10 protein-coding genes are annotated in these 9,550 nt (G+C 35.5%); 8 read left to right on the top strand and 2 right to left on the bottom strand.

All coding sequences use genetic code 11. The features are described from left to right. Positions 1-312 (top strand): zinc ribbon domain-containing protein (locus D2K40_RS14820; RefSeq protein ID WP_162879237.1); only part of this gene is annotated, 312 nt, incomplete at its 5' end. Positions 313-641: 329 nt separating this feature from the next. On the opposite strand, the gene D2K40_RS14815 is transcribed toward D2K40_RS14820, so the two are convergent. Together D2K40_RS14815 and D2K40_RS14810 are read right to left on the bottom strand one after the other, a co-directional pair. Next, on the bottom strand, positions 642-1,646 hold the full coding sequence (locus D2K40_RS14815; protein ID WP_117157119.1) for a DUF3231 family protein: 1,005 nt from the start codon (positions 1,644-1,646) through the stop codon (positions 642-644). Between the two features lie 313 nt (positions 1,647-1,959). Next, complete coding sequence (locus D2K40_RS14810; RefSeq protein ID WP_117157118.1) at positions 1,960-2,730, bottom strand: DUF2087 domain-containing protein; 771 nt, start codon at positions 2,728-2,730, stop codon at positions 1,960-1,962. A gap of 176 nt (positions 2,731-2,906) precedes the next feature. On the opposite strand from D2K40_RS14810, the gene D2K40_RS16475 reads away from it, so the two are divergent. From D2K40_RS16475 to D2K40_RS14780, 7 genes are all read left to right on the top strand, one after another. Then, a complete protein-coding gene (locus D2K40_RS16475) occupies positions 2,907-3,062 on the top strand; it encodes a hypothetical protein (protein WP_162879236.1) in 156 nt (51 codons plus the stop codon). A gap of 272 nt (positions 3,063-3,334) precedes the next feature. Beyond that, complete coding sequence (locus D2K40_RS14805) at positions 3,335-4,027, top strand: response regulator transcription factor (protein ID WP_117157117.1); 693 nt, start codon at positions 3,335-3,337, stop codon at positions 4,025-4,027. Continuing rightward, on the top strand, positions 4,005-5,498 hold the full coding sequence (locus D2K40_RS14800) for a HAMP domain-containing sensor histidine kinase (RefSeq protein ID WP_229666786.1): 1,494 nt from the start codon (positions 4,005-4,007) through the stop codon (positions 5,496-5,498). The genes D2K40_RS14805 and D2K40_RS14800 overlap by 23 nt, the downstream gene beginning before the upstream one ends. Positions 5,499-5,850: 352 nt before the next feature. Continuing rightward, positions 5,851-6,345 (top strand): fasciclin domain-containing protein, encoded by a 495-nt coding sequence (locus tag D2K40_RS14795; protein WP_117157116.1) that lies wholly within the window; start codon positions 5,851-5,853, stop codon positions 6,343-6,345. Positions 6,346-6,626: 281 nt separating this feature from the next. Further along, positions 6,627-7,226, top strand: a complete 600-nt coding sequence (locus D2K40_RS14790; protein WP_117157115.1) for a hypothetical protein — start codon at positions 6,627-6,629, stop codon at positions 7,224-7,226. A 352-nt stretch (positions 7,227-7,578) separates the two neighbouring features. Beyond that, on the top strand, positions 7,579-8,247 hold the full coding sequence (locus D2K40_RS14785; RefSeq protein ID WP_117157114.1) for an ArsR/SmtB family transcription factor: 669 nt from the start codon (positions 7,579-7,581) through the stop codon (positions 8,245-8,247). Between the two features lie 56 nt (positions 8,248-8,303). Further along, positions 8,304-9,542 (top strand): MFS transporter, encoded by a 1,239-nt coding sequence (locus D2K40_RS14780; RefSeq protein ID WP_117157113.1) that lies wholly within the window; start codon positions 8,304-8,306, stop codon positions 9,540-9,542. Positions 9,543-9,550 lie beyond the last annotated feature (8 nt).

Below are 9,550 nucleotides of genomic sequence, written 5' to 3'. Positions count from 1 at the left end.
CCTATGATGAAGTTAGAACAACTAGATGACATCCGAAGCACTTGTCGTAGCTTGAAACAAGCCGATAGAACCATCCACTCTTGGTCGTTTTATCAATTAAAGCAATTTATCAAAGAGAGGGCCTTAAAATTCAATATTCCGGTTGTTGATATTAATCCATATAAAACGAGTCAAACTTGCTTTTGTTGTAAACATGCAGATAAAGGGAATCGACACAAGGAAACATTCAAATGCAAAAAATGCCGATACAAAAACCATGCTGATTTAAACGCGGCTAATAATATTGCAATTAGCACTAGTTTGGCGGTGTAGGTGATTGACGTCGTAAGACGGATTTCACTGATAGTCCAAGTGCCTGTGCGGTATAATCCGATGCAGGAGTCTCGTGTGGTACGAGATATAGCGGTCATGTTCGAAAGTGGGTCAGAAATGGAACAACACGGGTAATGTCGTGAGATAGAGCCTCCACCGTAATGAGCCGCTCCCACGTCTCTTTGAGAGGTCTTCCCTGGGAAGCTCGGTATTTCAATGCCGAGAGGATATCACAACGCCTATTATCTTATTCAAGTAAATGGCAGTAATGTGGAAGAAGGAATTTAAGTCAAAAAGAAAAGCCTTTTTGCTCTCAAAGGCTTTTCTTTTTATTTATCTTTTGCTATATCTTTTCGATTGGGAGCAAGTGGTGGTTGCTCCAACCACTTATTCTTAGTCATTAAGTTAAACCAGTCTTTTGTGACTGTTATATTTTTTAATATAATTTTTTCATAAGCTATCACAAGGTCTGCTCGCATTGCTGATGCTAGTCCTGCTCCGTGATAGGATTGTGCTGCTTGCAATAAAAACCCAATATGGTACAACATTAATTTATCTGAAAAAGGAGCTTCTTGAGAAGTATTAACTTCGGTTTCCCAAGATATTGGTATGGGTAAATTATCTTCATGCAATATTTTGCCCAATGATTGAATTTGCTCGTCAGAGGTTTTTTGTGCAGATTTCAAAAATTCCCTTATTTCTTTTGATTGTGTCACTTGACTAAACCCAATGGAAAGAGCCTTTCCTAGTATTTTCTTTTTCATATTAAGCGATAAAGCGACGATTTCAGTAGCTGCTAAAGGACGTTTTTCACCAAAAAACCCATCGGTGAATTTTTGACCTTGGACAAACTCAGGATTTGCTTCAGGGAAAAAGTAAGGGTCTCTTTGCAAATGCCCCTTTTCTAATAATAAATCTGTTGTTTGGTGATACATCTTCTTCCCATCGGTATCACACGAATCATAAAAATATCGTAAATCTTTTCTAACAGAGGAACTAAGAGAAGTGGTATGACCTAATAAACCGTGTAAAGTCATAATGTGTAAATAGTGCACACAAAATATATCTGAAAATAATCGTTTTGTCCCTTTATTTAAATCATAATCAGTAAATCCTATTGGGATTGGAAATCCATCTTTCTCAAGAAAGGAAACTATTTGTTGCTTTTGTTTATCAAATATAGATATTGCTTCTTCAAAAAGGGCTTTAATTTTTTCATCTTCAATGATAGATACCATATATTTGTTTACCGTATCGACGGCTGTTCCGTTTATATATTGACCCCATAGCGTTCCTATCTCGGAAGATGTGAGCTTTATATCTTCTTTATCCATAAAATCACCTCATATAAATGTTTCCCAAACTAATCTGATTTTATTATTAAGATAACAGAGGTATTTCTTTAAGAAGAAGAAATGCCTTTTCTTATTGAAGTAAAGGGAGCTTTAGTTGAAGAAGCAATTGAAAATAAATAGGACAAAAATCTCAGTTCAGTGAACTGAGATTTTTTAATTTCAATTACAATTGTCACTACAAAATACGGTAATTCGTTATGCATTTTAGGTACATTTGACAGTGTAATTTCAAGTTTTGCGATAGGTAACGGAACCCGTAATCAAACTGGCCCGCTTCCTTACTTTCATATCCTTATTTATTCAACCAATAGCTACTCCCATCTTTATTACGGAGCATAAAGCCGTATTCTATAAAGTATCGACGGATGGTTACAAAGTCGTCGAAGACTTGCTTGATGATCTCATTTACTTCTTTTTCTGTATACGTTTTATTCGCATCAAAGCGTTTTAAAATGTGTTGAAGTACAATGATTTTTCGCTTTTCTTTACTCGGGAACTGACTAAGTTTTCCTTTCAGTCCTTGTTTGAAATAAGTGGTCAGTACTTTTTCCCGTTCCTGTTCTGTGATGGCATAACGGTCGTCTACCATTGTTGCCCCCTTATGAATGGTAATCAGTTTTTCCTCATCCTTTCCTTGTTCTTCCTCACTGTTCAATAGCTCCATTAAACTTAGAAATATTTTTGCTTGTTTTTCTTTTTCCTTTAACTTAAAGCGGTGCGTACGAATGGTTGATGTACTTCCAGACCCAAGTTCTGCGGCTATTTCTTTGTCAGACAAACCACTTTTAAAGTGGCCTAATATTTCTTTTTGGACAGCTGTTATTCCTGTGTACTTCTTATCCATGTTGATCAAGTAGTGAAACATCGATCCATGCTGCTGTCTAATGTGATGTTTGATGGCAAGCTCCGCCTCATACAGCACACCATCTGAGGGGTAGATGATCCCTTTTTGGTAAGATTCGTTGCAGACAATACAGGTGAATTGCTCGTTGCTATTGTCATAGATATAACCATTTTTCAGTTCCTCAACAGAGGCATTCCAGAATAATTCGTCAACAGACATGTAAACACACTCCTTTTTTGTTTTTTTATAAACGTTTATTAAATTTGTTTGTTTTATAATAAACATATTAATGTATTGTTTGGTAAATTGCAAGGTTTTCTGTTTTATTAATGAACTTTTTTAATAACACATAGAGATCTGACGTTATTCTAAATGACTCCATTGATGATGCAAAAGTGACGATCATTGCATGGGGAGAAGGAAAAATTACAGGGTATAACGAAAGAGTAGAGGAAGTAATGACGGCTATTGGAGATAGGGAAATCTATCATGTAAAAGATCTGACAACAGTGGGTTATCCGAGACCCCCGCGGAATTGGTCGTATTTATAGCCTTAAAAAAATATAAGTATGAATGATGTTTAGATTAAGGCGCTTCACCATACGTAATCTGTTATTAGTTAAGTGAAGAAAATGCCGATCTTCCAACTAGGAACATCGGCTTTAATTTTGTGAAAGTATATAGAAGGGAAGCGGAGAACCGTCCCCATGCTTTCACATGCTTCCAATCTTTATAAATTCTTTATTTTTATCGTACCTTTTTATTTATAATTGTGGCCTATAATAATGACATAATAATTTTTACCGGAAGGAGGAATGGTGCATTGGAGCAATATTGTGTGTTAGTGGTAGATGATGATGAAGCGTTACGTAATAGTATTGAAATTTACTTAAAAAATGAAGGGATGAAAGTCTTGAAAGCACAAGATGGGCTAGAGGCTTTGGAGCTATTAAACGGGCAAGATGTTCACCTGATTGTATTAGATGTGATGATGCCAGAGCTTGATGGGATAGCGACTGCATTCAAAATACGAGAGGATAGAAATATTCCAATCTTAATGTTAAGTGCCAAAAGCGAAGATACGGATAAAATCTTAGGACTTCAAATTGGAGCGGATGATTATTTAACAAAGCCTTTTAATCCTTTAGAGCTAATAGCGAGAGTCAAGTCGCAATTAAGACGATATGTGACGTTAGGTTATTATGAAGGGAAAAGTAAATCGATTGATCTGAATGGCTTGACACTTGATCAAGAGATGAAAGAAGTAGCGGTCAATGGTGAGGCGGTGAAATTAACCGCAATTGAATATAAAATTACCGAGTTGTTAATGGTGAATGCAGGTCGTGTGTTCTCCACATCGGAATTGTATGAACGGGTTTGGAATGAACCTTCCTATCAAACGGAAAAAACGGTTGCCGTTCATATTCGTAACATACGTGAAAAAATAGAAGTCGATCCAAAAAATCCAAGATATTTAAAGGTGGTATGGGGAATTGGATACAAAATGGAAAAGTAAAATGGGGATTATCACATGGCTTGTTTTATTTAGCTTTGGTGCAAGTGGCGTGTTAGCAGCGTGGATTGGTGTAAGAGAATATGCGAGTCAGTCAGTTCTTTTCTGGATATATACAGTAGGAGCTGCTGTTGTATTAGCCGTCACGATTATGCTAGAAAATAAACACAAAATAGTTGGAAGAATTGCACCACAAAAGGGTGAATCGTTGTATAAGAAGATCCCTTTTGACGTGGCTATTCTGTTGTTAGGGTTTACTGTTATCTTAACGTTGTTAACTTCTCAGTATAGGGGCTTCTTTTATTATGGAAGTTTTACGAGGGGGTTAATGAACCACTTATTTAACGTAATAATTGTGTTTGGGTTATGTCTAATGCAAGGTATTTATTTTTATCGAAGGTTCACAGATTTCGCATCTTTAGAAGCGGATTGGAAAAATGCACTAGTCATCCGGTTTTTAAGGACGATCCGAGATTTTTTTGCAAATATAAAAGTAGTAACAAAGGTTTTTGTGGGATTAACTGCTTTCTTCCTATTTGGATTAGTGACTGGGCTCACAGGAGTAGAATCAGGTTTGCTTACAATCATGCTTATTGGCTTCTTTCTTGTAATAGTTCCACTTTTTATTATTATCATCAAAAAAGTAGGTCAATTTAACAAGATTTTAATACATGCAAATGCGATAGCCAATGGACATCTTAAGCCAGATTTAGAGGTGAAAGGAAAGTCCGAACTAGCAAAATTAGCGAGCAGTATTAATAAAATGAAAAATGGTGTAAAAGCGTCGCAGAATGAACAAGCCAAGAGTGAGCGACTTAAGACAGAATTGATTACAAATGTTAGTCATGATTTACGTACACCATTAACTAACATCATGAACTATGCGGAACATTTAAAGGATCCTAATTTAACAGAAGAAGAGAGACTGTCGTATATCGATGTAATTGACCAAAAGTCAAAGCGCTTAAAAGTGTTAATTGACGATTTGTTTGAAGCATCTAAAATGGCTAGTGGCAATGTGGAATTGATAAGAAATCGTGTGGATATCACTCAATTGTTAGAACAAGCACTTGCCGAATTCGATAAAGATATAGAAAAATCATCGATAGCTTTTCGAATTAACCATCCTGAAAAGCCAATTTTTGCAGTAGTCGATGGGCAAAAAATGTGGCGCGTATTTGATAATTTAATTGGAAACATCCTTAAATATTCCGTTCCAAACACAAGAGCTTATATTGATGTGAAAGAGAAAGATAGTCAAGTCATCATTACATTCAAAAATATTTCGAATTATGAGCTTAGTGAAAACATCGATGAGCTATTTGAACGCTTTAAACGAGGAGATGAATCTCGCCATACAGAAGGTTCAGGACTTGGGCTAGCCATCTCTAAATCGATTATTGATTTACACGAAGGCACGTTAGATATTTATGTAGACGGTGATTTGTTTAAAGTCACGATTAAGATCGGGTAATATTAAGAAAATTATATGAAGAAAGCAATTTAATTTTAAATCACACTGAAGGTCTTAAATAGATGAGAAAAACTAATGAAGGAAAATAATAAAGTGGAGAACCTCTATTTGGTTCTCCTTTTTTAGGGGGAAAATTAACGAGAATTTGTTATCCGAAGCAAAGAACCGTCCCCTGCTTCCGTTTATCAAGACGTAAGCTTATAGAATTTTTTGGTTGAAATCAGGATAAATACATTAATTATTAGAATACTACCTTTTAGAGCGTTAATATTTGGGGGTGGAATTTTTAAAAAGGAAGATAGAAGTCAAGTTGTGTAACTTTATAAAGGATTAATAAAGGAGGAATTTACTTATGTTAAAGAAAAGTTTAGCGATGGTACTGTTTGCTGTTATGTTGGTTTTGTCATTTGAGAGTGGGGTATTTGCTGCGGACAATACTGAAACTGAAAAAGATATTGTCGATGTTGCGAAAGAAGCAGGTAGCTTCAATACATTGATTGCAGCATTAGAAAAAGCTGATTTGGTTGATACATTAAAAGGAAAGGGCCCCTTTACTGTATTTGCACCGACAGATGAAGCATTTGAAACGCTACTAAAGGAACTAGATATAACAGCTGAAGAGCTATTAGCAAGGGATGATTTGAAGAAAATTCTCTTGTATCATGTGGTATCAGATAAAATGATGTCTGGAGATTTAAAAGATGGATTGAAGCTTAAAACGCTTGCAGATGAAAAAGTGAAAATAGCATTAGATCCTGTAATGGTCAATAAAGCAAATGTTATTAAAGCGGATATAGAAGCGTCTAATGGCGTGATTCATGTTATTGATAAGGTATTGTTACCTTAGAAAAGCTGGTGGATAAGGCTGAATCTTCATGATTCAGTCTTATTTTGATTTGGTGATTATTAAGAAGTAGGTAGGCTATTTTATGCCTGGGATGATAGAAGGGTTATTTCATAGGAAAATGCTTCTTCTATGCACTTTTATTGTTGTTTTTGACATATGATCGTCTGTTTATCATTCCACATATGGGGAATCTGTACAGTAATCCACCTGCGTTTATTCATTTTATTCCTTTTTGAATAAATAGTATGATGAAAACATTAAAGTACAGGAGGTAAATACAAATGGAAAAAACAAATAGAAAACAATGGCTTTCACGAATTGCTGTCCCTTTACTCATAATCACATTGGTCGTGTCGGCTATCATTAATTTTAATCTATATTCAAAGAAAACAGAGATGGGAAGAGAAATTAATATAACATGGAATAATACAATTAGTGAATTGTATGCTCAGGCAAATCAGGTTACATCACATTCAGAAAATATGAATAGTATTAATATGGATTTAGTTGAACGTAGAAAAAAAGATTTAACCCTCATTAATCAACGGGTAGATAATCTTAAGAATTTACCATATGCAAAAGAGATTGCGCCACATGCCGATAGACAAAGGATTGAAGAGTTTATTAATTATCATCAACAGGTGCTAAACCTTGTCCAGAAAGATTTGACACAAGGTGAGGTGATCTCGTCGAAAAATATTGACCGATTAAAGGCGGTTAATCAAGGTTGGGAAGTTCTAGTCCGTAAACTTAATACAGGAGAAAATAACGTTGATCCGATTAAAAATGAGTTTGATAGCGATATTTGGAGAGATATTTTGATTGATGCATTAACTGCATTCGACCAAGTAGAGTTATTACCGCTACCGGCGGAAGAATAATTTAGTAGATATTAAATGCATTTTCCACTATTTACCCTAGACACCCGCGGAATTGGTCATATTCATGGTCTTTAAAAGAATATGAGTATGAGTGATTTGTAGATTAACGCGCCTCACCTCACATAACCTGTTATTAGATAAAATAAAGAAGAAAAAGCCGATCTTCCAATTTAATTAGGAACATCGGCTTTAATTTTATGAAAGTATAAAAAAGGAAGCGAAGAACCGTCCCCATGCTTTTCGCATCGCAATTTGCAGTACTTTTTATTCATCAATTTTTTGAAGCACTTTACAAATTAAATTGTACATTATACAATTCAACTAAATAGTTGATTAGAATAGGAGTGATGATTTGGAATCTAGAGAATTTAAAGATCTTGTCTATAGTCAGTTCGCTCGAATTAGTAAAGCACTCTCTAGTCCAAAGCGCTTTGAGTTATTAGATTATTTATCTCATGGACCAAAATCAGTGGAGAGGTTATCTAATGACACAAAAATGTCTGTAGCAAATACGTCGAAACATCTTCAGTCACTGCTTGATGCTAGATTAGTTAACTATAGAAGAGATAAAAACTTTGTCTATTACGCTTTAGCAGATGAAAACGTAGTTGAACTTTTGCATTCAGTTAAAAACCTAGCTGAAATACAGTTTGGTGATATCACACTCGTAAAGAAAGACTATATAGAAAGAAATGAAAAGGTTAAAATAGTGCAACTTAAAGATATGTTGAAAGAGATACAAGATGGAGAGGTTGTTCTAATTGATGTTAGACCAGAAGATGAATATAAAAATCAACATATTTCAGGAGCACTATCGATACCTGTTCAGGACTTGGAGGAGCGTATTGCCACTCTTCCAAAGGATAAAAAAATCATTGCGTATTGTCGTGGCCCATATTGCGCTTATGCGACACAAGTTGTAGAAACGTTAAACTCCCGTGGATACGATGCTTATCGTATGGAAGAAGGAGTTCATGAGTGGAAACAGGAAGAATTTAAAGCGATGAGAAAAACTAATTAAGGAAATTAATAAGGGGAGAACCTCTATTTGGTTCTCCCTTTTTGGGGGTGAATGGTTTGAATAAAATAGAAATTGGAATTAAGGAGAATTTTATTAATTTCATCCTTCTCGTTGTGACAAACTTCTTTGTCGGCTCAATGGTCGGATTGGAGAGAACCATCCTCCCGATTATCGGAGAAGAAGATTTTGGGTTAGCATCAGCAAGTGCGGCATTATCTTTTATTATTAGCTTTGGATTTTCAAAGGCTATTGTAAATTACTTTGCAGGTGCTATTGCAGACCGATTAGGAAGAAAGAAAGTCCTTCTCATCGGTTGGAGCGTCGGATTACTAGTCCCATTGTTGGTTATTTTTGCAACTTCATGGTGGATGATTGTAGTAGCAAATATATTCTTAGGTATCAACCAAGGATTAGCTTGGTCCATGACAGTAAATATGAAAATTGATATAGCAAAACCTACTCAAAGAGGCTTTGCGGTAGGGTTAAATGAATTTGCAGGGTATATAGGTGTAGCAGTAATGGCTGCTGCTTCTGGTTTTGTTGCAACAAATTTTTCTAATCGCCCTGAACCATTTTATTTAGGTATTATTATTGTTGTGATTGGTTTTATCTTTTCTTTACTTGTAAGGGATACAAAAGAACATATAAAACTCCAAGCAAAAGCATCGAACAATAATGGTCCGACTTTATCTGCAAAGGAAGTTTTCAAAACGACTACATTTAAGAATAAAAGTTTATCTAGTATCACTTTTGCAGGATTAAGCACGAACCTTAAAGATGGTATGGCTTGGGGACTTTTCCCGTTATTCTTTACGGAAGTTGGTTTAACTGTGTCTGAAATTGGAGTATTAGTGGCAATTTATCCAGCTTCTTGGGGATTTTTTCAACTGTTCACAGGTGCGTTAAGTGATAAGATTGGACGGAAGGGCTTAATTGTTAGTGGGATGTGGCTTCAATCATTTTCCTTATGGATGATTTTATTTGTAAACCAATATAGCTTATGGTTCATAGCAGCTATTCTTCTCGGACTAGGAACTGCAATGGTATATCCAACTTTACAAGCTTCAATTAGTGATGTAGCTCAAGCCGAATGGAGAGCCTCATCAATGGGAGTATATCGTTTTTGGAGAGATAGTGGTTATGCATTTGGCGCCTTATTTGCGGGCTTGTTAACAGACATACTAAACGTTAATTGGGCAATTGGCTTGGTAGCTCTTTTACCAATAAGTGCAGGATTAATCGCAGCTATTCGATTAGATGAAACTTTACCAACATTAGACAAACCGAGCTTGTAAAGTGGTCT

Origin of the sequence: Paraliobacillus quinghaiensis, assembly GCF_003426025.1 — a bacterium.
GTDB classification, from domain to species: domain Bacteria; phylum Bacillota; class Bacilli; order Bacillales; family Amphibacillaceae; genus Paraliobacillus_A; species Paraliobacillus_A quinghaiensis.
This window is presented reverse-complemented; position numbering and strand designations above follow the sequence as displayed.